This is a genomic window from Streptococcus caecimuris, from assembly GCF_943193075.1.
GTDB classification, from domain to species: Bacteria; Bacillota; Bacilli; order Lactobacillales; family Streptococcaceae; genus Streptococcus; species Streptococcus caecimuris.
The window spans coordinates 46370-71574 of sequence record NZ_CALPCT010000010.1 but is presented as its reverse complement, the minus strand read 5'-3'; the positions used below and the strand labels follow the sequence as shown (position 1 = coordinate 71574).

At 41.6% G+C, this 25205-nt stretch carries 17 protein-coding genes; 14 read left to right on the top strand and 3 right to left on the bottom strand.

Annotation, left to right across the window (positions count from 1 at the left end; genetic code table 11):
• Positions 1-60 precede the first annotated feature (60 nt).
• The 3 genes from prsA (at position 61) to alaS (ending at position 4387) form a co-directional block, all read left to right on the top strand.
• Positions 61-1005, top strand: a complete 945-nt coding sequence (gene prsA / locus NFR56_RS05545) for a peptidylprolyl isomerase PrsA (protein ID WP_251458039.1) — start codon at positions 61-63, stop codon at positions 1003-1005.
• 253 nt (positions 1006-1258) lie between these two features.
• Entirely contained in the window at positions 1259-1744 is a 486-nt protein-coding gene (locus tag NFR56_RS05540; RefSeq protein WP_003012021.1) for an LURP-one-related/scramblase family protein, read from the top strand.
• Between the two features lie 24 nt (positions 1745-1768).
• Positions 1769-4387 (top strand): alanine--tRNA ligase, encoded by a 2619-nt coding sequence (gene alaS, locus NFR56_RS05535; RefSeq protein WP_195189703.1) that lies wholly within the window; start codon positions 1769-1771, stop codon positions 4385-4387.
• 373 nt (positions 4388-4760) lie between these two features.
• Here alaS and nrdF read toward each other — a convergent pair whose 3' ends face one another.
• The 3 genes from nrdF to nrdH all read right to left on the bottom strand — a co-directional run bounded on the left by nrdF (position 4761) and on the right by nrdH (position 8326).
• On the bottom strand, positions 4761-5720 hold the full coding sequence (gene nrdF / locus NFR56_RS05530; RefSeq protein WP_003011591.1) for a class 1b ribonucleoside-diphosphate reductase subunit beta: 960 nt from the start codon (positions 5718-5720) through the stop codon (positions 4761-4763).
• Positions 5721-5833: 113 nt separating this feature from the next.
• Positions 5834-7993 carry a class 1b ribonucleoside-diphosphate reductase subunit alpha gene (gene nrdE, locus NFR56_RS05525; protein ID WP_049472150.1) on the bottom strand — a complete coding sequence of 720 codons (2160 nt, stop codon included), beginning with the start codon at positions 7991-7993 and terminating at the stop codon, positions 5834-5836.
• A gap of 114 nt (positions 7994-8107) precedes the next feature.
• The gene (gene nrdH / locus NFR56_RS05520; protein ID WP_003006408.1) at positions 8108-8326 is read right to left on the bottom strand and encodes a glutaredoxin-like protein NrdH; all 219 of its coding nucleotides are present in this window, start codon (positions 8324-8326) and stop codon (positions 8108-8110) included.
• Between the two features lie 475 nt (positions 8327-8801).
• Here nrdH and NFR56_RS05515 point away from each other — a divergent pair, with 475 nt between their 5' ends.
• The 11 genes from NFR56_RS05515 (at position 8802) to NFR56_RS05465 (ending at position 25200) form a co-directional block, all read left to right on the top strand.
• Complete coding sequence (locus NFR56_RS05515) at positions 8802-9065, top strand: phosphocarrier protein HPr (RefSeq protein ID WP_003006411.1); 264 nt, start codon at positions 8802-8804, stop codon at positions 9063-9065.
• A gap of 3 nt (positions 9066-9068) precedes the next feature.
• Positions 9069-10802 (top strand): phosphoenolpyruvate--protein phosphotransferase, encoded by a 1734-nt coding sequence (gene ptsP, locus NFR56_RS05510; RefSeq protein WP_134974188.1) that lies wholly within the window; start codon positions 9069-9071, stop codon positions 10800-10802.
• Positions 10803-11132: 330 nt separating this feature from the next.
• Positions 11133-13040 carry a 1,4-alpha-glucan branching protein GlgB gene (gene glgB / locus NFR56_RS05505; RefSeq protein WP_070660183.1) on the top strand — a complete coding sequence of 636 codons (1908 nt, stop codon included), beginning with the start codon at positions 11133-11135 and terminating at the stop codon, positions 13038-13040.
• A gap of 50 nt (positions 13041-13090) precedes the next feature.
• A complete protein-coding gene (locus tag NFR56_RS05500; RefSeq protein WP_014713084.1) occupies positions 13091-14233 on the top strand; it encodes a glucose-1-phosphate adenylyltransferase in 1143 nt (380 codons plus the stop codon).
• Entirely contained in the window at positions 14223-15359 is a 1137-nt protein-coding gene (gene glgD, locus NFR56_RS05495; RefSeq protein WP_003006422.1) for a glucose-1-phosphate adenylyltransferase subunit GlgD, read from the top strand. Before NFR56_RS05500 ends, glgD begins: the two co-directional genes overlap by 11 nt.
• A complete protein-coding gene (glgA, locus tag NFR56_RS05490) occupies positions 15359-16786 on the top strand; it encodes a glycogen synthase GlgA (protein ID WP_003006424.1) in 1428 nt (475 codons plus the stop codon). The genes glgD and glgA overlap by 1 nt, the downstream gene beginning before the upstream one ends.
• A gap of 233 nt (positions 16787-17019) precedes the next feature.
• Positions 17020-22974, top strand: coding sequence for a ZmpA/ZmpB/ZmpC family metallo-endopeptidase (locus NFR56_RS05485; protein ID WP_251458036.1), 5955 nt, complete (start codon positions 17020-17022; stop codon positions 22972-22974).
• A gap of 228 nt (positions 22975-23202) precedes the next feature.
• Positions 23203-23403: a F0F1 ATP synthase subunit C gene (locus NFR56_RS05480; protein WP_003006433.1), complete on the top strand. Its 201-nt coding sequence runs from the start codon at positions 23203-23205 to the stop codon at positions 23401-23403.
• Positions 23404-23436: 33 nt separating this feature from the next.
• Positions 23437-24150 (top strand): F0F1 ATP synthase subunit A, encoded by a 714-nt coding sequence (gene atpB, locus NFR56_RS05475; protein ID WP_024055550.1) that lies wholly within the window; start codon positions 23437-23439, stop codon positions 24148-24150.
• Between the two features lie 19 nt (positions 24151-24169).
• Positions 24170-24664, top strand: a complete 495-nt coding sequence (gene atpF / locus NFR56_RS05470; protein WP_004219970.1) for a F0F1 ATP synthase subunit B — start codon at positions 24170-24172, stop codon at positions 24662-24664.
• Complete coding sequence (locus NFR56_RS05465; RefSeq protein ID WP_013903319.1) at positions 24664-25200, top strand: F0F1 ATP synthase subunit delta; 537 nt, start codon at positions 24664-24666, stop codon at positions 25198-25200. The genes atpF and NFR56_RS05465 overlap by 1 nt, the downstream gene beginning before the upstream one ends.
• The last annotated feature ends 5 nt before the right edge of the window (positions 25201-25205 follow it).

The following is a 25205-nucleotide window of genomic DNA, read 5'->3' as shown; positions in this document are numbered from 1 at the left end:
TATTCTCTCTAATTTGTGGTAAAATAGAAGAAGTTTAAAAAGGAACGGAGAATAATTTTCATGAAGAAAAAACTTGTAGCGGGTGCTGTGACCTTGCTATCAGTCGTAACACTAGCAGCCTGTGCCAATGGCACAAACAAAGATGTCGTGACCATGAAAGGGGACACGATCACAGTTTCTGATTTCTATAATGAAATCAAAACTAACCAAGGTGCTCAACAAGTTCTTTTCCAAATGACCATCAATAAAGTCTTTGAAAAAGAATATGGATCAAAAGTTTCTGATAAAGAAGTCGATAAAGAATTGGCTAAACAAAAGAAACAATTGGGGAACCGATTCGATGCTTACTTGGCGCAACAAGGCTTGACGGAAGAAACAGCGAAGAAACAAATCCGTAGCAATATGTTGTTAGAATATGCAGTCAACCAAGCTGCTAAGAAAGATATCAAAGAGTCTGACTACAAGGCGGCTTTTGAATCTTACACACCAGAAGTAACAGCACAAATTATCAAGTTAGATTCAGAAGACAAAGCAAAAGAAGTGTTGGAAGCAGCTAAAGCGGAAGGTGCAGACTTTGCCCAAATCGCCAAAGACAATTCAACAGATACTACTACAAAAGACAAAGGTGGCGAAGTTAAGTTCGATTCAGGAACAGCAGATATTCCATCTCAAGTCAAAGAAGCTGCCTTTAAGTTGGATGAAAATGGGATTTCAGATGTGATCACAGTTTCAGCAGGTCAAAACTATTCTGCTAGCTACTATATTGTCAAATTGAATAAGAAGACAGAAAAAGGTTCTGACTGGAAGAAATACGAAAAACGTTTGAAAGAGATCATTGTTGATGGTCGTAAGCAAGATACCAACTACATCCGTAGCATTATTGCAAAAGCGATGACCAATGCCAATATCAAGGTCAAAGATGATGCCTTCAAATCAACATTTAACCAATATTTGCAAAATATCGGTGTTCAAACGAGCGATAGCAAATCATCATCTAAAAAATAGTTGACGGTTCCTTTTGGAACTTGTATAATGAAATAGTTGAGAATAAATCATTGTTACTCGGAATCAGAGAAGTGGCGGGGGTGTGAGCCATGGAAGAGAAATGATTTTGCTACTCGGCTGAGACAATTGCATATAAAATGAAGAATGACAAGTTCATTGAATGAAGGTGGTACCGCGGTTTTTCGCCCTTCGTTTAGTGGCTTGTCTTTTGTTTATGGGCAGTTGTCTGGAGCTTTTTAAAGGAGATCAAAAGATGCGAACCTATCAAGTGAAACAAAAATTTCGATTGGGTGGCGAGCGGTTCGATATCAAAGATGAGTTGGGAAATGTTGAGTACCAGGTTGAGGGATCTTTTCTTAAGATTCCTAAGACTTTTACCATCTACGATAAGAATGGACAAGAAGTGAGCCATATCACCAAAAAAACAATCAGCTTTCTTCCCAAGTTTGTGGTTGAGTTGAAGGATGGGGATCGTTTTTTTATCCATAAAAAGCTGACGCTCTTCAGGGATAAATACGATATCGAAGATTTGGGACTGCGGGTACAGGGAAATATCTGGGACCTAGAATTCAAATTGTTTGATGATCGGGATCAAATCGTCGCTGAGATTAGCAAGGAACTCTTTCATCTAACCTCTACCTACCAAGTATCGGTGTATGAGGATGAATACGCTGATTTAGTCATCTCACTTTGTGTCGCCATCGATTATGTCGAAATGTTAGAAGCTGGCGCAAATTAATCTTAAAAAAATTAGGAGAAAAATATGAAACAATTATCTAGTGCACAAGTCCGCCAAATGTGGCTTGATTTCTGGGCAAGCAAAGGCCACTCTGTAGAACCATCTGTTAGCTTGGTTCCTGTAAATGACCCAACCCTTTTGTGGATCAATTCAGGGGTTGCCACTCTTAAGAAATACTTTGATGGAACCATCAAACCTGAAAACCCACGGATTACTAATGCTCAAAAAGCTATCCGTACCAACGATATCGAAAACGTAGGGAAGACTGCTCGTCACCATACCATGTTTGAAATGTTGGGGAACTTCTCTATCGGAGATTACTTCCGTGATGAAGCCATTACTTGGGCTTATGAGCTTTTGACAAGTCCGGAATGGTTTGATTTCCCTAAAGACAAACTTTACATGACCTATTACCCTGACGACAAAGATTCATACAACCGTTGGATCGCTGTTGGTGTAGATCCAAGTCACTTGATCCCAATCGAAGACAACTTCTGGGAAATCGGTGCGGGGCCTTCTGGACCAGATACAGAAATCTTCTTTGACCGTGGAGAAGCCTTTGACCCTGAAAATATCGGTCTTCGTCTGCTTGCAGAAGATATCGAAAACGACCGTTACATCGAAATCTGGAACATTGTTTTGTCACAATTTAACGCTGACCCTGCTGTTCCTCGTAGTGAGTACAAGGAATTGCCACACAAGAACATTGATACGGGTGCAGGTTTGGAACGTTTGGTAGCCGTTATCCAAGGGGCCAAGACTAACTTTGAAACAGACCTCTTCATGCCGATCATCCGTGAAGTTGAAAAGATGTCTGGTAAAACCTATGATCCAGATGGCGATAACATGAGCTTCAAGGTGATTGCTGACCACATCCGTTCGCTTTCATTTGCGATTGGAGATGGGGCTCTTCCAGGTAATGAAGGACGCGGTTACGTTCTTCGTCGTCTCCTCCGTCGTGCTTCCATGCATGGTCAAAAATTAGGGATCGAAGGAACCTTCTTGTATAAATTGGTTCCGACCGTTGGGAAGATCATGGAAAGCTACTACCCAGAGGTACTTGAAAAACAAGACTTTATCGAAAAAATCATCAAGAGTGAAGAAGAATCATTTGCTCGTACCTTGAACTCTGGTCAACACTTTGCCCAAACCATCGTTGAAGACTTGAAAGCCAAAGGTCAAACAGTGATTGCTGGTCAAGATGTCTTTAAACTTTATGATACATACGGATTCCCAGTAGAATTGACAGAAGAAATCGCTGAAGAAGCTGGAATGACAGTCGATCGTGAAGGTTTTGAAGCAGCCATGAAGGAACAACAAGAACGTGCGCGTGCATCAGCTGTTAAAGGCGGATCCATGGGGATGCAAAATGAAACCCTTCAAAACATTACAGTTGAAAGTAGCTTCAACTACAATGCCAGCCAATTGCCTTCTAAGTTGGTGGCTATCGTAGCGGATAATGCAGAAGTAGAGGCTGTATCAGAAGGGACTGCATCATTGATCTTTGCAGAAACTCCTTTCTACGCTGAAATGGGTGGACAAGTTGCGGACCATGGTCAAATCTTGGATGCTGCAGGAAACGTCGTAGCGACTGTGACAGATGTTCAAAAAGCACCAAATGGACAACCACTTCATACTGTTGAAGTTCTTGCTCCTCTTGCCTTGAACCAAGAATACACCTTGGCTATCGATACCAATCGTCGTCATCGTGTCATGAAGAATCACACTGCGACTCACTTGCTCCATGCGGCTCTTCACAATATCCTTGGTAACCATGCAACCCAAGCAGGATCTCTCAACGAAGTAGAATTCCTTCGCTTTGACTTTACCCACTTCCAAGCCGTAACTCCTGAAGAATTGCGCGCTATTGAACAACAAGTCAATGAAAAGATTTGGGAAGCGATCGCAGTCGAAACGATTGAAACAGATATCGATACTGCTAAAGAAATGGGAGCCATGGCCCTCTTTGGTGAAAAATACGGTAAAGAAGTCCGTGTTGTCACTATCGGGGACTACTCTGTTGAGCTCTGTGGTGGTACTCACGTAGGCAACACTTCTGAAATTGGTCTCTTCAAGATTGTCAAAGAAGAAGGGATCGGATCAGGAACTCGTCGTATCTTGGCAGTGACTGGTAAGGAAGCCTTCGAAGCTTATCGTGAACAAGAAGATGCACTGAAAGCAGTCGCAGCAACCTTGAAAGCACCTCAACTTAAGGAAGTCCCTCACAAGGTGGAAGGTCTTCAAGAACAACTCCGTCAATTGCAAAAAGAAAATGCAGAATTGAAGGAAAAAGCGGCAGCAGCGGCAGCAGGCGATGTCTTCAAGAATGTTCAAGAAGCAAATGGACACCGTTACATTGCCAGCCAAGTTTCTGTATCAGATGCAGGTGCTCTTCGTACCTTTGCGGATAACTGGAAACAAAAAGATTACTCTGACGTCCTTGTTCTTGTCGCAGCTATCGGTGAAAAGGTCAATGTCCTTGTAGCTAGCAAGACAAAAGAGGTCCATGCAGGTAATGTGATCAAAGAATTGGCTCCAATCGTCGATGGACGTGGTGGTGGTAAACCAGACATGGCCATGGCAGGAGGAAGCAACCAAGCTAAAATCCAAGAATTGTTGGATGCTGTAGCAGGTAAATTGTAATCATCGGAGAGGTTGGATGTTTGTCCAACCTCTTTTTTCAAAAAAAAAGCAGATCCAATTAGAAAAAGATTGCAACAAAAAAACCTTTCCGTCTGGAAAGGTTTCAGATTGAAGATAAAGTCTTCTAAAAAACTTTTCTTAGGTGAGTACGGACGTCAGCGAACTTCAAAGAAGTTCCTTGACTTAGTTTTGGACCTAAGGTTCCAAAACTCCCGAGTGCTAGAAACATGATTGTTTCTAGCACTTTTCTCACGGCGGAAAGTTTTTAATCTTCAAAAAATAAAAGTCATTTTTTGAAAATCATCTATCTGTTTTATGTAAAACAATAGGTTGTCTATATTTAAAAACCTTTCCATCTGGAAAGGTTTTTGTCTTATAGGCCGTAGTTGTAATCGTCATCCTGCATAGCTTCTACTTCACCGAGAAGGTAACCATTTCCGACTTGAGAGAAGAAGTCGTGGTTAGAGGTACCGGTTGAGATTCCGTTCATGACGATTGGGTTAACGTCATCTGCTGAGTCTGGGAAAAGCGGATCTTGTCCCAAGTTCATGAGGGCTTTATTGGCATTGTAGCGAAGGAAGGTCTTGACTTCTTCTGTCCAGCCCACACCGTCATAGAGGCTCTCTGTGTAGCCTTCTTCATTCTCATAGAGGGTGTAGAGAAGATCATACATCCACTCTTTGAGTTTTTCTTGTTCTTCTTCTGGTAATTCGTTAAAACCAAGTTGGAACTTGTAGCCGATATAGGTTCCGTGAACAGATTCGTCCCGAATGATCAACTTAATGATTTCAGCTACGTTGGCCAATTTGTTGTTTCCAAGATAGTAGAGAGGTGTGAAGAAACCAGAGTAGAAGAGGAAGGTTTCAAGGAAAACGCTGGCGACTTTCTTTTCAAGAGGGGTCCCATTGAGATAGATTTCGTTGATGATTTCTGCCTTCTTTTGAAGGAAAGGATTGGTGTTGGTCCATTCGAAAATCTCTTCGATTTCTGACTTAGTATTCAAAGTAGAAAAGATAGAAGAGTATGACTTAGCATGGACAGATTCCATAAATTGGATGTTGTTAAAGACAGCTTCTTCATGGGGAGTACGAATATCCGCACGAAGAGCTTGAACACCTGTTTCAGATTGCATGGTATCTAGAAGGGTCAATCCCCCAAAGACTTTACCAACTAGGTCTTTTTCTTTATTCGACAACTTTCTCCAGTCATCCAAGTCGTTTGACAAAGGGATACGTGTATCCAACCAGAATTGCTCTGTCAGTTTTTCCCAGGTCGATTTATCGATGACATCTTCGATCGCATTCCAGTTAATGGCTTTGTAATATGTTTCCATTTGCATCACTTTCTTTTTCTATTCATTCAATCGTTACTATTCTACCATAAATTGATAGAATACCGCACAAAAAGTCGGCGAACCGACTTTTGATAGCTATCTAGGATAGCGGATTAGATGACACAGCTTTCACATTGGTTGGCGCCAACTTCTCCACCATCATCTGTAAAGGTACGGACGTAGTAGATAGACTTGATACCCTTGTTAAAGGCGTAGTTCCGAAGGATAGACAAGTCACGAGTGGTTTGTTTGTTTTCAGTTTTCCATTCGTAAAGACCCTTTGGAATATCGCTACGCATAAAGAGAGTCAGTGAAAGACCTTGGTCTACGTGTTCAGTTGCGGCAGCATAGACATCGATGACTTTTCGCATATCCATGTCGTAGGCAGAAGTGTAGTAAGGAATCGTTTCCGTTGACAATCCTGCTGCAGGGTAGTAGATCTTACCGATTTTTTTCTCTTGGCGTTCTTCAATCCGTTGTGTAATTGGGTGGATAGAAGCAGATACGTCATTGATGTAGCTGATAGATCCATTTGGTGCGACAGCCAAGCGGTTTTGGTGGTAAAGACCATCTGCTTGAACTTTAGCACGCAGTTCTGCCCAATCCTCAGCACTTGGGATAAAGATATCTTTAAAGAGTTCTTTGACGCGATCAGATTTTGGTACAAATTCTCCAGTCGTGTACTTATCAAAGTAAGTACCATTGGCATAATCAGATTTTTCGAAGTTGTGGAAGGTAACACCACGTTCGCGCGCAATGTTGTTTGATTCTACGAGAGTCCAGTAGTTCATGAGCATGAAGTAGATGCTAGTGAACTCGACAGACTCAGGTGATCCGTATTCGATCAATTGTTGCGCAAGGTAGCTGTGAAGTCCCATTGCTCCAAGTCCGAACGAATGCGCCAGTTTATTTCCGTGGTCAATAGTTGGAACGGCCACGATATGAGAGCTATCTGTAACGAAGGTCAAAGCACGAACCATGGCACGAATCGAACGACCAAAATCAGGTGAAGTCATCATGTTAACTACGTTGGTTGAACCAAGGTTACATGAGACGTCTGTTCCCATTTGAACAAATTCTTGGGCATCGTTGATCAAGCTTGGTTCTTGAACTTGAAGGATCTCTGAACACAAGTTACTCATGATGATTTTTCCATCAACAGGGTTTGCCCGGTTAGCAGTATCGATGTTGACTACATATGGATAGCCAGATTCTTGTTGCAATTTAGAAATTTCAGTTTCCAAATCACGTGCCTTAATTTTTGTCTTGCGGATGTTTGGATTAGCAACCAATTCATCGTATTTTTCAGTGATGTCGATGTAGTTGAATGGTACTCCGTATTCACGCTCTACAGAGTAAGGGCTAAAGAGGTACATCTCTTCATTCTTACGAGCCAACTCGTAGAACTTATCTGGCACGACGACACCAAGTGAAAGAGTCTTCACCCGAACTTTTTCATCAGCATTTTCTTTCTTAGTTGAAAGGAAGGCGATGATGTCTGGGTGGAAGACGTTGAGGTAAACCACCCCAGCCCCTTGGCGTTGTCCCAATTGGTTAGAGTAAGAGAAGCTATCTTCAAAGAGTTTCATAACTGGAACCACTCCAGAAGCGGCTCCTTCATACCCTTTGATTGGTGCTCCAGCTTCACGAAGGTTGCTGAGAGAAATCCCAACCCCACCACCGATACGAGACAGTTGAAGGGCAGAGTTGATGGAACGTCCGATCGCATTCATATCATCGGTTACTTGGATCAAGAAACATGATACCAATTCCCCACGGCGGGCACGTCCAGCGTTTAAGAAAGAAGGAGTAGCTGGTTGGTAGCGTTGGTGGATAATTTCGTTTGCGATGTCTCGCGCGATAGCTTCATTTCCATCAGCAAAATAGAGAGCATTGAAAAAGACACGGTCTTCCATGCTTTCAAGATAGTATTCTCCATCATTTGTTTTCAAAGCGTATTGGTTATAGAATTTGTAGGCCGCCATGAAGGACTTGAATTGGAAGTTTTGGTCTTTGATAAATTGGGCCAATTCCTCTAAAAATTCAGGACGGTATTTCTCGATAAAAGCTCTCTCAATGTAATTGTGCTCGAGAAGGTACTGAATCTTGTCTGTAATTGAGTCAAAGGCTTTAGTATTTGGTACAACATTTTCTTTAAAGAACGCATCCAAAGCTTCTTTATCTTTATGAAGCATGATTTGGCCGTTTACTGGACGGTTGATTTCATTGTTAAGACGAAAATACGTCACATCTTCAAGAGATTTTAATCCCATAATAATCCTTTTCTAGTTCAAAAAAATGAAGAGGAGAAGTCCTCTCTTTCCAAGTAAAAAGTCTAGTGTTAGGTTGCTAACGCTAGACCCTATTTAAGCAAAATACTGTGTTAATTAAGAAAGTTTCTTCAACTTAGCTGGTTGAAAACCAGAAAATACTTCATCCGGTGTTTGAATAACTGGAGCAGCATTGAAACCAAGGTTCTTAACATGCTCTACAAATTCTGGCTGTTCATCTAAGTTAATTTCGCGATATTCCACGTGATTGCTATCGAGGAATCGCTTGGTCATTTTGCATTGAACACAATTATTTTTTGAATAAATGGTTACCATTTCTTTTCCGTTCTCCTATCGAAATATAAATCTGTAAACAGTATAAACAAAATCCAGCAACTTGTCAACAAAATAAAACTAAATATTGTGCAAAGAGATGAAATGGAGTTTTCAAAGCACAATATATTGTGGTGAGTGAAAAGTGTGAAAATCGAAGAAATGGGATAGGAATAGGCTTTAAAGCATCTTTAATTAGTTATAATTTTTTGGTGAATCAATATCCTGTGGTTAAACAGCTTCTTTTCATTGAAAGCGGAGGAAAATGTTACTTATAATATAGTAGAAAATTGAAAAGATATTTTCTCTGTTCTTCAGTTGCTTCTTAAAATGTATCTAAATTGGGATTTTTCGCAGTCTTTTTCTGTAAGTCAGTGATAAAAATCTTGAAAAAAATTTCAAAAGATGATATAATACCAAATTGTAAGGGTTATCAAAAGGTAACTCAAAAAATATTTTTAAAAAGGAGAGTCAAACTATGGCTTCTAAAGATTTCCACATCGTGGCAGAAACAGGTATCCACGCACGTCCAGCAACTTTGTTGGTTCAAACTGCTAGCAAATTTGCTTCAGATATTACTCTTGAATACAAAGGTAAATCAGTTAACTTGAAATCAATCATGGGTGTTATGAGCCTTGGTGTTGGTCAAGGAGCAGACGTTGTAATCTCTGCAGAAGGTGCTGACGCTGATGATGCTATCGCAGCTATCTCAGAAACAATGACTAAAGAAGGATTGGCTTAAAATATGACAAAAATGCTAAAAGGAATTGCAGCATCTGACGGTGTTGCCGTTGCTAAGGCATATTTGCTCATTCAACCAGACTTATCATTTGAGACTGTTTCAGTCGAAGATACAAGTGCAGAAGAAGCTCGTTTGGATGCAGCTCTTGAAGCTTCACAAAACGAGCTTTCTCTTATCCGGGAGAATGCAGTAGCAAGCCTTGGTGAAGAAGCAGCGCAAGTTTTTGATGCGCATATGATGGTTCTTGCTGACCCTGAAATGATTGGTCAGATCAAAGAAACAATTCGTACGAAAAAAATCAATGCAGAAGCAGGCTTGAAAGAAGTCACTGACATGTTCATTGCGATCTTTGAAGGAATGGAAGACAATCCTTACATGCAAGAACGTGCGGCAGATATTCGTGACGTTACCAAACGTGTCCTTGCCAACTTGCTTGGTAAGAAATTGCCAAACCCTGCTTCTATCAATGAAGAAGCAATCGTGGTTGCGCATGACTTGACTCCATCTGATACAGCGCAGTTGAACAAAAAGTATGTAAAAGCTTTTGTTACGAATATCGGTGGACGTACCAGTCACTCAGCTATCATGGCTCGTACACTTGAAATTGCAGCTGTTCTTGGTACAAATAACATCACAGAACTTGTCAAAGATGGTGATGTTTTGGCTGTTTCAGGGATCACTGGTGAAGTGGTGATCAACCCTACTGAAGAACAAATTGCAGCCTTCAAAGCAGCTGGTGAAGCTTATGCTAAACAAAAAGCTGAATGGGCTCTCCTTAAAGATGCGAAAACAGTGACTGCTGATGGAAAACACTTCGAGTTGGCTGCCAACATCGGTACACCTAAAGACGTTGAAGGTGTAAACGATAATGGTGCAGAAGCTGTTGGTCTTTACCGTACAGAATTCTTGTACATGGATTCTCAAGACTTCCCAACGGAAGATGACCAATACGAAGCCTACAAAGCAGTTCTTGAAGGTATGAATGGTAAACCTGTTGTTGTTCGTACAATGGATATCGGTGGGGATAAAGAACTTCCTTACTTCGACCTTCCTAAAGAAATGAACCCATTCTTAGGTTTCCGTGCTTTGCGTATTTCTATCTCTGAAACTGGTAATCAAATGTTCCGTACCCAATTGCGTGCCTTGCTTCGTGCATCTGTTCACGGTAAATTGCGGATCATGTTCCCAATGGTTGCTTTGTTGACGGAGTTCCGTACTGCTAAAGGTATTCTTGAAGAAGAAAAAGCTAAATTGCTTGCTGAAGGTGTTGCTGTGGCAGATGATATCCAAGTAGGTATCATGATTGAAATCCCAGCTGCAGCAATGCTTGCGGACCAATTTGCTAAAGAAGTTGATTTCTTCTCAATCGGTACAAATGACTTGATCCAATACACAATGGCTGCTGACCGTATGAACGAACAAGTTTCATACCTTTACCAACCATATAACCCATCAATCCTTCGTTTGATCAATAACGTGATCAAAGCAGCTCACGCTGAAGGCAAATGGGCAGGTATGTGTGGTGAAATGGCCGGTGACCAAACTGCTGTTCCACTTCTTGTCGGAATGGGCTTGGATGAGTTCTCTATGTCAGCGACATCTGTCCTTCGTACACGTAGCTTGATGAAGAAACTCGACACAGCTAAAATGCAAGAATACGCTAACCGTGCTCTGACTGAATGTTCAACAATGGAAGAAGTTCTTGAACTTTCAAAAGAATACGTGAACGTAAACTAAGAGTCGATCAAGACTAAGACAAATTTGTCTTAGTCTTTTTTTACATTGTACATAAAAATGTTCATTTTATTCGTAATAAACTAGTTAGTAATAAAAATAGTGATTTAAATGTTCGGTTTTTTGTTTAATTTTCCTCGTATATATAGTATAATCGTAAGTAAGATTAGGAGGAAAGCGAAGGAATGAAGTAAAAGGTTCGGGAAAGAAAATGGAAAAACTTTTCCTGATAAATTTACATGATTTTACAGGAATCAACTTGAAAATTAAGTGATTTTATAGTAGAATAATATCAAATAGAAAACGCTTTCAAAAAAGCAAAGAGGTGAGTATATGGATAGAAGCACAGACTTATGGACATTTGGAAGAGGGGATAATTTCCATCTTCAAGAGTACTTAGGAGCTCACAAGGAAACAAGGGGAGAACAAGAAGGCTTTACCTTCCGTGTTTGGGCTCCCAATGCTCAGGCGGTGGATCTGATTGGTGATTTCACTGATTGGGAAGCTCGTAAAATTCCAATGGTTCGTAATGAAGGAGGCGTCTGGGAAGTCTTCTGTTCCGATGCAAAAGAGGGAGATATATACAAGTATTTGGTGACTCGACAAAATGGTCATCAGGTGCAAAAAATCGATCCTCTAGCGTTATGGATGGAAAAGAGACCCAATACAGGATCTATTATTAAGACCATTCCAGAGAAAAACTGGAAAGATGGTCTCTGGAGAGCACGCCGTAAAAAACTTGGTTTTAAGGAACGACCTGTTAATATTTACGAGGTTCATGCAGGATCTTGGAAACGAAATGAGGATCACAGTTCCTACACCTTCAAACAACTAAAAGATGAACTCATTCCGTATCTGGTAGAGATGAACTACACCCACGTGGAATTTATGCCAGTGATGGCCCATCCATTGGGCTTGAGTTGGGGCTATCAGCTCATGGGATATTTTGCACTCGAGCAGACTTATGGTAGCCCAGAAGAGTTTCAAGACTTCGTGGAAGAATGCCACCTCAACAATATCGGAGTGATCGTGGATTGGGTACCAGGACATTTCATTATCAATGATGATGCCTTGGCTTATTATGATGGAACACCAACCTTTGAATACCAGGATGAACATCGTGCCCATAACTACGGATGGGGAGCCTTGAACTTCGATTTAGGGAAGAATCAAGTCCAGTCATTCTTGATTTCTAGTTTGAAGTTTTGGATTGATACCTATCATTTAGATGGGATTCGGGTCGATGCTGTGAGCAATATGCTCTATCTTGACTACGATAGTGGTCCATGGACACCAAATATTGATGGTGGAAACCTCAACTACGAAGGCGTTCATTTCCTTAGACGTTTGAATGCGATTATCAAGAACGAACACCCAGATGTCATGATGATTGCAGAAGAAAGTTCTGCTGGTCAAAAGATCACGGGTCCTGAAGAAGAAGGTGGACTTGGCTTTGACTATAAATGGAATATGGGGTGGATGAATGATATCCTTCGATTCTACGAAGAAGATCCCATCTACCGGAAATTTGACTTTAACCTGGTAACCTTTAGTTTCATGTATGCATTTTCTGAAAACTTCTTACTACCATTTTCACATGATGAAGTGGTGCATGGTAAGAAGAGTTTGATGCATAAGATGTGGGGAGATCGTTACAATCAATTTGCTGGACTCCGTAACCTCTTGACCTATCAGATTTGCCATCCAGGTAAGAAATTACTCTTTATGGGTTCAGAATTTGGTCAATTTTTGGAATGGAAGTCAGAAGAGCAATTGGAATGGGGCAATCTAGAGGATGAAATGAATGCTAAGATGCGTCGTTTCACTTCTCAGCTCAATCATTTCTACAAAGAACACAAGGAATTGTGGGAGATTGATGATAGCTTTGATGGCTTAGAGATTATTGATGCAGATAACCGGGATCAGAGCGTCTTGTCTATGATCCGGAAAAATCGTAAGGGTGATCTTTTGGTGTGCGTCTTTAATATGGCACCAGTGGAACGCAAGGACTTTACGATTGGTGTGCCTATATCAGCGGTCTATGAAGAAATTTGGAATACAGAATTAGAAGAATGGGGAGGTGTCTGGAAAGAGCACAATCCGACAGTTCAGTCTCAAGATGGACTGTGGAAGGATTATGAACAAACTTTGACCTTTACTTTGCCGGCTTTAGGAGCTAGCATTTGGAAGGTGAAACGGAAGGTTCGCAAAACGAAATCTAAAACATCAGATAAAAAATGATGATCGGTTGACTCTAAGGGAGTCCAAGCTTTAAAAAGAGGAAGTAGTCAATGAAGAATGAAATGCTCGCTTTAATTCTTGCCGGTGGGCAAGGAACACGTCTTGGAAAATTAACCAAAAACATCGCGAAACCTGCGGTTCAATTTGGTGGGCGCTATCGGATTATCGATTTTGCTCTCTCAAACTGTGCCAACTCAGGAATTCACAATGTTGGTGTGATTACACAGTATCAACCACTTGCCCTTAACAGCCATATTGGGAATGGTTCCAGCTGGGGTTTAGATGGAATCAATACGGGTGTGTCTATTCTCCAACCTTATTCAGCTAGTGAAGGAAATCGTTGGTTTGAAGGAACTAGCCATGCTATTCTTCAAAACATCGACTATATCGATAGCATCAATCCGGAATATGTCTTGATTCTATCTGGGGACCACATTTACAAGATGGATTACGATGACATGCTTCAAGCGCACAAGGATAATAACGCAAGTTTGACCGTTGCAGTCCTAGATGTACCTTTGAAGGAAGCAAGCCGTTTTGGAATCATGAATACAGATGCCAATAATCGGATTGTCGAATTTGAAGAAAAACCAGCTGAACCAAAATCAACTAAGGCTTCAATGGGGATTTACATCTTTGACTGGGCTCGTCTGCGCAATATGTTGGTTGCTGCTGAAAAGAGTGATATCGATATGTCAGACTTCGGTAAAAATGTCATTCCAACGTATCTAGAATCAGGCGAAAGTGTTTATGCTTATGAATTCAATGGTTATTGGAAAGACGTTGGTACGATTGAGTCTCTTTGGGAAGCCAATATGGAATATATCGATCCAAATAATGCCTTGGATAGTCGCGATCGTCACTGGAAAATCTATTCACGCAACCTCATTTCTCCACCGAACTTCTTTGGGGAACATGGCCACGTCGAAGATTCTCTTGTCGTCGACGGTTGTTCGGTAGACGGTACAGTCAAACACTCCATCTTATCAACAGAAGCTCAAGTTCGTGAAGGAGCAGTTGTCGAAGATGCTGTCGTGATGAGCAATGCCATTATCGGTAAAGGAGCTGTCGTGAAACGCGCGATTATCGGGGAAGGTGCAGTCATTGCAGAAGGTGTCGTGATTGATGGAACAGAGGAAGTACAAGTTGTCGGTTACAATGAAAAAGTGGGGGTAGCAACAGATGAAGATTGATAAATATTCAGCCATTTTAGGAAATACAGTTGGGTATCATGATATGTCCACTTTGACTAGCCATCGTCCGGTAGCATCCCTACCGTTTGATGGGAAATACCGCTTAATCGACTTCCCGTTGTCTAGTCTTGCGAATGCTGGTATTCGTAGTGTTTTTGGGATTTTCCAACAAGAAAATATTAGTTCGGTCTTTGACCATATTCGTTCAGGTCGTGAGTGGGGCTTGTCTACTTTATTGAGCCACTATTATCTCGGAATCTATAATACTCCAGTTGAAAATACAACGGTAGGGCCAGAATATTACCAACAATTGTTGACCTATTTGAAACGGTCTGGTTCCAACCAAACGGTTGCTTTGAACTGTGATGTCTTGATGAATATTGACCTCAATCAAGTTTTCCACTTGCATAATAGCGTTGACCGTCCGATTACAGTGGTTTATAAGAAGTTGCATCTTCAAAATATCTCTGAAGTCAATGCTGTCTTGAAAATTGATGAAACAGACCATGTTACAGAGCAAAGACTTTTTGATGGCAAGGATCCTGACGAAGTCTACAACATGTCAACAGATGTCTTTATTGTGGACACTCCTTGGTTGATTGAAAAAATTGAAGAAGAAGCCAAGAAAGAATACCCACAAAAATTGCGCTATATCTTGCGTGATTTGGCAGTGGAATACAATGCTTTTGCCTTTGAATATACAGGCTACCTTGCCAATATTCATTCAGTGGAATCCTACTACCATGCAAACTTGGATATGTTGGAAAACCAAAAATTCATGAAGCTCTTTTCACCAAATCAAAAAGTGTATACGAAAGTGAAGAATGAAGAACCAACGTATTATTCCAAGACTTCACATATTAAATCGTCTCAATTTGCTTCGGGTAGTATTGTAGAAGGAACCGTTGAACGCTCCGTTGTTTCACGTCGGGTACACCTTCATCAAGGTTCAGAGGTCCGCAGTAGTCTTCTCTTCCCTGGTGTTGTGATTCATGAAAATGCAATCGTCGAACATGCCATCCTGGATAAGGGTGTCGAAGTGGCTGCTGGTGTGACGATTCGTGGGACAGAAGAAGCACCTGTCGTGGTTAAAAAAGGAACGATTGTTACAGAGGATATTGTCTAATGAAACTATTATTTGTTGCAGCTGAAGGAGCACCGTTTTCTAAAACAGGTGGTTTGGGAGACGTTATTGGCGCTCTTCCTAAATCCTTAGCGAAAAGTGGTCATGATGTGCGCGTGATCCTCCCTTACTATGATATGGTAGAGGCTAAGTTTGGAGATCAAATCGAAGATGTCTTGCATTTTGAGACCAAGGTTGGCTGGAGAAGTCAATATGTTGGTGTGAAACGCATTGTGCGCGATGGAGTCACCTTTTACTTTATTGATAACCAACATTATTTCTTTAGAGGTCATGTGTATGGTGACTTCGATGATGGCGAACGCTTTGCCTTCTTCCAGCTCGCGGCCTTAGAAACGATGGAACGAGTTGACTTCATTCCAGATGTTCTTCATGCCCATGATTACCATACGGCGATGATTCCTTTCTTGCTGAAGGAAAAATACCGTTGGATTCAAGCTTATCATGGAATTAAGACAGTATTGACCATCCATAATTTGGAATTCCAAGGTCAGTTCGACCCAGGAATGTTGTGGGATCTTTTCGGAGTTGGATTTGAACGCTATGCAGATGGAACACTTCGATGGAATGATTGCCTGAACTGGATGAAAGCCGGCATTCTATATGCTGACCGTGTGACAACTGTTTCTCCTAGCTATGCGCATGAGATTATGACTGCTGAATATGGTTGTGGCTTGGATCAGATCCTTCGGATGGAGTCTGGCAAGGTGACCGGAATTGTTAACGGGATTGATGCAGATCTGTATAATCCTGAAACGGATCCACTCTTGACGTATCACTTCAGTCTCTCAGATCTTTCAGGTAAAGCAGCTAGTAAACGAGCTCTTCAAGAACGTGTCGGTCTACCTGTTCGCGATGATGTTCCTTTGTTTGGGATCGTCTCTCGTTTGACACGTCAAAAAGGCTTTGACGTGGTGGTAGAAGAGTTGCATCAACTCTTGCAAAAGGATATTCAGATTGTCTTGCTCGGTACAGGAGATCCTGGATTTGAAAATGCCTTTGCTTGGTTTGGTCAAGCCTACCCAGATAAACTTTCAGCGAATATCACATTTGATGTCCAATTGGCCCAAGAAATCTATGCAGCGTCGGATGTCTTCTTGATGCCAAGCCGTTTTGAACCGTGTGGTCTTTCTCAAATGATGGCCATGCGTTATGGAACCCTTCCTTTAGTGCATGAAGTCGGCGGACTTCGAGATACGGTCCAACCGTATAATGCTGTTGATGGAAGTGGAACAGGCTTTAGTTTCAATAATTTGTCTGGCTATTGGTTTAACTGGGCAGTTGATGAAGCCTTGGCTGTCTACTACAATGACAAACAGGCTTGGTATGGTCTCCAAGAGCAAGCTATGACGCGTGACTTCTCATGGGATACGGCTAGTCAACGATACAATGATTTGTACCAATCCTTATAAATAGATCTATAATACAAACGCCTTTCGAGGCGTTTTTTGTGTTGCTTTCTTCCTATAAAGAAAACGGTTTATTTTTTTGAGTTTTAGAGCTTGCTAAAATAGAAGAAAAAAGATAAGATAGGTAAAGGTAAAAAATCCCGGGAAGGTTCTTATTTCTGGAAAGGATCCCATCCTCTCTAAAAATAATCAGGTCCCTGCTCGAGGGTTAAATATTACTATATAGGAATTTTAGGATGAAAAAAGCGAAACAAACGTTTGAAAAAATGACCAAATATTCGATTCGGAAATTAACTGTCGGTGTTGGTCCGGTGGCCATTGGAGCCTTTTTATTAGGAGGAAGCTTGTTAGGAGCTCGTCCTGTCCAAGCTGATCAGATGACTCTACCTGCTCATGTTCACTTAGGATATGTGACAGAAGAAGAGCTGACTGCTGAAGAAAAAGCACAGGTGATTCATGCAATCCCTGAAGAGTATCAAAATGAAGATACTTTCTATCTCGTCTATAAGAAGAAGGAAGCAATTCAGTCGGTTCTTCCTCAAACAGGAAGTCAGGAAGTCGCCCTTTTTGGGCTAAGTCTAGCCACAGCTTCCTTTGCGGTCCTCTTACTCTCTAAAAAGCACCGGAAGAAGGTCATGGGCGTCCTTTTGATTGGAGCCATGGGACAAAGTCTTCTACTTCCAGTTGAAGTCGCAGCCCTACAAAATCAAGTTTTGCGCGCCTATAATCAGGATCTTGCGATCGCATCGAGCAAAGATCTTGCAAATGGCGTGATTCAAATTGACGGTTATGACTATATTGGTTATCTGCGCTACCCGTCAGTCCAAAAGACGAGCTTACGAGAGCCAAAGGCTATGCAGGAAACGAAACCTTCTGTAGAAGGAACGATCAAAACAAGTACAGGTATTCCACAAGTGGAAGCACAAGCTCGTGTGACCCCAGAAGTCTCTCCAGCCTTTCCTCAAGTTGAAAAACCAAGCCTGGAAGTCTCTACTGAGCCTGTGCCATTTGAAACTGTCAAACAAGCTGATCCTACATTACCTAAAGGGCAAACCAAGGTGCTGACTGCTGGTCAAAATGGGGAGCGGACCCTATTGACAGAAGTGAGTGTGGTAGATGGACAAGAAGTTCGCAGAGTCGTTGAAAGCAAGGTCACTAAAGAACCAGTTTCACAAATTCTTGCTGTTGGGACAAAAGAAGATGCCCAACCAACCCCTCAACCCAATCCTTCTCCAGTTGTAACGGCTAAGGGGACACAAGAAGAAGGTCATGTCGGTGAAGCTCCTGTTCAACCGGAGAAGCCAACCTATACAGGTGTGGTGGAAGATAAAGGAACACAGGAAGAAGGCCATATCGGCGAAGCTCCTGTTCAACCAGAGAACCCAGCCTATACAGGTGTGGTGGAAGCTAAGGGAACACAGGAAGAAGGCCATGTCGGCGAAGCTCCTGTTCAACCGGAGAAACCAACCTATACAGGTGTAGTAGAATCCAAGGGAACACAGGAAGAAGGCCATGTCGGCGAAGCCCCTATTCAACCGGAGAACCCAACCTATACAGGTATGGTGGAAGCCAAAGGGACACAGGAAGAAGGCCATGTTGGCGAAGCCCCCGTTCAACCGGAGAATCCAACCTATCAAGTTACGGAAGGGACGGTAACCGAGACAGAAACGGTAATCCTTCCATATGAAACAGAGTATGTAACGGACGCCAATCGTTACACCGATGAAGAAAGCCTCCTTCAAAAAGGAGAGGCTGGTAGCCAGGAGATTCGTCGTGTTTATAAGACGGTCAATGGTGAGAAGATTGGAGAGCCTCTCAGTACGACCACTGAAACGGTCAAAGCTCCTGTGACAGAAAAAATTAGTCGTGGGACTAAGGCGATTGAAGGCCAAAAAGAGGAAGTTGCTTTTGAAGAAATTCCATTTAAGACGGTAACCGAACAAGATGCCACCTTGCTAAAAGGAACTGAAAGGGTTTCTCAAGCCGGTAAAAATGGGAAGAAGAAAATCACCAAGGTCTACAAGACCATTAAAGGTGTCAAAACAACGGATGCTCCTACAATTTCCGAAGAAGTGGTAGAACAAGCGCAAGATCAGATCATTCAACAAGGGACAAAGGAATTAGACAAGCCAACCTTGACCTTGACCAATCTTGATCAGGAAGTGTTGAAGCGCAGTGCTAAAGCTACCTATCGTTTGGACAAACCAGACGGTGTGACCATCAAGTCCATCCAGGCTGTATTGAAGAAGGGTGATCAAGTGGTGAAAACCCTGACCCTTTCAGAGACAGACTTGGCAGCTGCTTTAGCGGACTTGGACTACTACAAGGATTATACGCTCGCAACGACCATGGTGTATGACCGTGGAAATGGGGATGAAGAAGAAGTTCTCAAGGAAGAACCACTGAGAATTGATCTTAAAAAAGTTGAAATCAAAAACATCAAGGAAACCAGTCTGATTAGCGTGGATGACCAAGGTCTTGAGACCGATAGCAGCCTCTTGTCTGAAACACCGTCTGATGTGAAGCCATACTACTTAAAAGTTACCACCCATGATAATAAGGTCACGAAACTAGCCGTTGATAAAATCGAAGAAGTGACGGTAGATGGCGCGACCCTCTACAAAGTAACAGCCAAAGCTCCAGATTTGGTCCAACGGACTGGGGACAACCAGTTCAATGAGAACTATGTCCACTATATTGCGAAACCAAAAGCTCATGAAGGTGATGTCTACTACAATTTCAACGAACTTGTAAAAGCCATGCAAGCCAATCCGACTGGAACCTTTAAACTGGGTAGCAATATGAATGCGGCTAATGTCCAGCCAGCAGGGAAATCCTATGTGACCAATGCTTTCAAGGGAATTTTGGAAAGTACGGATGGGAATACATTTGCCATCCATAACATTACAAGACCATTGTTTGGGAACATCGAAGGTGGCTCGGTTAAGAATCTCTTGCTTGAAAATGTCAATATCGACCTACCTGGGACAGATCGAGTAGCCCCAATCGCAGGTGTTATCAAAAATAATGCAACTGTTGAAAATGTTAAAGTAACAGGAAGTGTTGTCGGGAACAATGATGTAGCAGGAATTGTCAATAAAATTGATGTTAGTGGGAAGGTCAGCAACGTTGCCTTTATCGGTAAACTGCACGCTGCTGGGAACAAAGGTGGCTATCTAGCGGGTGTTGTTGGTGAGAACTGGAAAGGTGTCGTTGAAAAAGCTTACGTTGATGCTGAAATCACTGGTAATAAAGCCAAAGCTGCAGGTCTCGTTTATTCCTCTCAAAATGGTGGAAATAACCACACAGTCGGTAAAGAAGGGGTTCTCAGAAACTCCGTTGCTAAAGGTTCGATTGAACTAAAAGAAGCTGTTCAGTCTGGTGGATTACTAGGGACCAACTGGGCCTTGGGGACTATTGAAGACAACATCACCATGATGAAAGTCAAAACTGGTGAGATGGTTTTTGGTCACTCAGATATTGACGCAGATGATTACTTCACCTATTCAAGAACCAAGCGCAATTACAGTGTGGAAGGCGTGAGTGAAGGGAAGAAAACCTTTAACAACTCCCGTAAAATCCCAAGCATCTCGCTGGCAGAAGCTGAGCAGAAAATCGAAGCAATGGGAATCACTGCTGATAAATTCACCAGCAGTAAACCGATTGAAGACACGCTCAATCACCTTGTTAGCAAAGACGATCAATACAAGGCCATCACTGCTTACGATGCGAATCGTGAGCTAGCTTACCGTAATATTGCTAAATTGCAACCTTTCTACAACAAAGAATGGATTGTCGACCAAGGAAATAAACTGGCTGCAACGAGTCCTCTCTTGACCAAGGAAGTCTTGTCTGTGACCGCTATGAAGGGCAATGATTTTGTTACTGAACTAGCTAATGCTGATCACATCCTGATCCACTACGCAGATAAGACAAAAGATATCTTTAGCATGACGTCGAAAGACTCTAAAGTTAAACAAGTCAAAGAGTACAGTGTGGCGGAGCTCGGTGAAGTGGTCTATACGCCAAATATGGTGGACAAAGACCGGAGCGATCTCATTGGTGCGATCGTTGAAAAATTAAGCCCTGTCGAATTACAATCAGATCCAATCTACACCCATCTTGGTCGAACAGGTCCTAACAAGGTCAATGCTATTAAGAACCTTTACCTTGAAGAAAGCTTCCAAGCAGTCAAGGATAATCTGACTCACTTTGTCAAACAACTAGTTGAAAACCAAGATCATCAATTAAATACAGATGAGGCTGCCAAACGGGCCCTTATCAAGAAAGTTGATGACAACAAGGCCGCTGTTCTTCTTGGTTTGTCATACCTCAATCGCTATTATGGAGTGAAGTTCGATGATGTCAATCTCAAACAGCTCATGTTGTTCAAGCCAGATTTCTATGGGAAGAATGTTGATGTCTTAGACCGCTTGATTGAAATTGGTTCAAAAGAAGACTACATCAAAGGGACTCGTACCCACGATGCCTTCCGAGAAGTCGTGGCTAAATCGACTCTTTCTGGGAACCTAAATGACTTCTTGAAGTACAATATGGAGCTCTTCACAAAAGAGACAGACTTGAATGATTGGTTCATTAAAGCAACCAAAGACAATGTCTATATTGTGGAGCCTGAGACGACCAATCCAGCTTTCGCATCTGCTAAGCATAGAGCCTATGAGGGCTTAAACAATGATGTTCACGGTAAAATGATCTTGCCACTCTTGAACTTAAAAGATGCCCATATGTTCTTGATTTCAACATACAATACCATGGCTTATAGTTCCTTCGAGAAATATGGTAAGAACACGGAAGCAGAGCGGAATGCCTTCAAAGCGGAAATTGACAAGGTGGCGAAAGGGCAACAAAATTATCTCGATTTCTGGTCACGTCTAGCAACGGATAAGGTTCGCAATCAACTCTTGAAGAGCAATAATATGGTGCCGACCCCTGTCCTTGATAACCAAAACTACAAGGGCATTAGTACAGACCGTTACGGCCATACCAACAGTGGCAAAGATGTCGCTCCAATCCGTGAATTGTATGGTCCAACCGATCGTTACCATGCGACAGATTGGCGCATGGGAGCTGTGGCGCGAATTTACGGAAACCCATATAAAGACGACTCTGTTTTCTTCATGGTGACCGATATGATCAGTGACTTTGGGGTCTCTGCCTTTACCCACGAAACAACGCACGTCAATGACCGCATGGTATACTTAGGTGGTTGGAGACACCGAGAAGGAACCGATATCGAAGCCTTTGCCCAAGGCATGTTACAAACGCCATCCGTATCCAATCCAAATGGGGAATACAAGGCCTTAGGTATCAACATGGCCTATGAACGTCCAAATGATGGGAACCAATGGTACAATACCAATCCAAATGATTTGAAGTCACGTGACGAAATTGATCGGTATATGAAAGGCTATAACGACACCCTCATGCTTCTGGATTACCTAGAAGGAGAAGCTGTCCTCAACAAAGGCAGTCAAGACTTGAACAATGCATGGTTCAAGAAGGTTGATAAACAATACCGAGGGGCTAACACCAAGAATCAATTTGATAAGGTACGTCCTTTGAGCGATGAGGAAAAAGCGATCACCTTACATTCAGTAGATGATCTCATCACCAACAACTTCATGACCAATCGTAGTCCTGGAAATGGAGTCTATAATCCATCTGACTTTGGCTCCGCCTATGTGACGGTACCGATGATGACAGGGATCTATGGTGGAAACACCAGTGAAGGGGCTCCTGGAGCCATGTCCTTCAAACACAATACCTTCAGACTCTGGGGTTACTATGGCTATGAAAAAGGCTTCTTAGGCTATGCTTCAAACAAGTATAAACAAGAATCCAAACAAGCAGGTCATGCGACTCTAGGGGATGATTACATCATTCAAAAGATTTCTGATGGGAAATTCAGTACTCTTGAAGACTGGAAGAAAGCCTACTTCAATGAAGTGGTAACCAGTGCCAAAAATGGACTTCAGGCTATTGAAGTGGATGGGACTACTTATAGCTCTTATGAGGACTTAAAACAAGCCTTTGCAACTGCGGTTGAAAAAGATCAGGCCAGTTTGAAGAACGGTTCTGTCAAATTTGACAATACCCTTGCCTTGAAAGAAAAAATCTTTAAGAAATTACTGCAACAAACAGACAGTTTCAAAACGTTTATCTTTAAATAATCGAATTCTCTCATCTGCTGAGCAGGTGAGAGTTTTTTAGAAGAAAAAATGAATAGAGGTGGACAAAGCGTCTAAAAATTAAAAGAAATCAATCGTAGATAGGAAAAATTATCATATTAAAAAAATAACGTAATTTCACTAAAACGCTTACTTTTATAGGAAATATTTGACTATTATATCTTTTAGGAGTAAACTAAGGAGGTAAAATTTATAAAAGGAGAATTCATCATGAATTTAACATTTTTAGGTCTTTGTTTAGCCTGTTTTGGTGTATCACTGGCAGAAGGTTTGATGATGAGTAGCTTATTGAAATCTGCGTCTCGTCAACCAGAAATTATCGGTCAATTGCGTAGCCTCTTGATTCTTGGTGTTGCCTTTGTCGAAGGTACTTTCTTCGTAACCTTGGTTATGGCCTTTATTATCAAATAGACGCTTCTATTTTAGAAAAGGAGGTGTCAAACCTTGGAAGAAAGTATCAATCCAACGATTACTCTTGGACCTGTATCTTTTAATTTGACCCTACTTGCTATGACCCTGATTTCTGTTTTCGCCGTTTTTGGCTTCATTTATTGGGCCAGTCGAAAAATGTCGATCCGACCAAAAGGCAAACAAAATGTGCTGGAATACGCATATGACTTTGTCGTAGGCTTTACAAAAGGAAATATTGGGGAACATTACATAAAGGACTATTCCTTGTTCTTGTTTGTTCTTTTCCTCTTTCTTTTAGTAGCCAATAACATTGGATTGATGGCTAAAATCGAAACGACCAATGGTTACAATTTGTGGACATCACCAACCGCTAACCTGGGTTATGACTTTGCCTTTTCATTTTTGATCACCTTAATCGCCCATGTAGAAGGAATTCGCAGACGTGGTGTGAAGGAATATTTAAAGGCTTTTGTGACACCCGGATTTATGACCCCCATGAATATTTTGGAAGAATTAACGAACTTTGCCTCCTTGGCACTTCGGATCTTCGGAAATATCTTTGCGGGTGAGGTACTAGCAAGCTTGCTTGTGACTTTGTCGCATCAAGCTGTTTATTGGTATCCATTTGCCTTTATTGGAAGCATGGCGTGGACAGCGTTTTCGATTTTCATTTCATGTATCCAAGCCTATGTGTTTACCATGTTGTCATCAATTTATATTGGTAAGAAAATTAATGGTGAAGAGTAAGTAGAGGAGGAGTAGAAGAATGCATGTATCAATGAGTGAAATTATTGGTAACTTTATTCTCATTGCTGGTTCCTTCCTATTATTAATCTTTTTAATAAAGAAATTTGCATGGAACAATATCAATGGAATTTTAGAAGCGCGTGCCAAAAAGATTACAGATGATATTGATGGAGCAGAATCAGCTCGTCAAAAAGCTGAGGAACTAGCAAGTAAACGTGAAGAAGAGTTGGCAGGTAGCCGCAAAGAAGCTGCGTCTATCGTCGAAAATGCAAAGGAAACTGCAGAAAAGAATAAATCTCAGATCCTTTCAGAAGCCACTCAAGAAGCAGTACGTTTGAAAGAAAAAGCGCAACAAGAAATTGCGCATAACAAAGAAGAAGCATTGAACAGTATCAAAGGCGATGTGGCAGATCTCACTGTCAATCTTGCCAGCAAATTGTTGAGTCAACAGCTGGATGCTGAAGGTCAACGCCAACTGATCGATCGCTATCTTGATGAATTAGGAGAAGCCTAATGGACAAAAAGCAACTGATGGTGATTGAGAAATATACCCAGCCTTTTGTTCAATTGGTCTTTGAAAAAGGAGAACAAGATCTTGTCTTTGAAAAATTGACCCAAATCAAGGGCATTTTTGAGGAGACTGGACTTGCTAACTTCTTAGCTCATATCGGTGTAGAGGATGAAGAGAAAGCAAAAAGTCTAAGACTTTTTCAACCCTCTGATTCACAATTACTCGACCATTTGATTGAAGTGGTTATTCTCAATCATCGTGAAGCCTTATTTTATGACATTGTAACGATTTGTTTGGATCAGATTCAACTGTTGAGCAACGCGTTTGTCGTCACTGTTACGACAGTTGCTGGTTTGGATCCTGTTCAAGAGCAAAAGCTAGTACCCATTATCGAAAGAAAATTTGGGATTCAAGTTCGCTCGATCCAACAAAAGATCGATCCAGATTTAATTGGTGGCTTTGTCGTGACAGCCAATCATAAAACGTTGGATACCAGTCTCAAACACCAATTGCAAGTTATAAAATCTAAATTGAAATAGAAAGT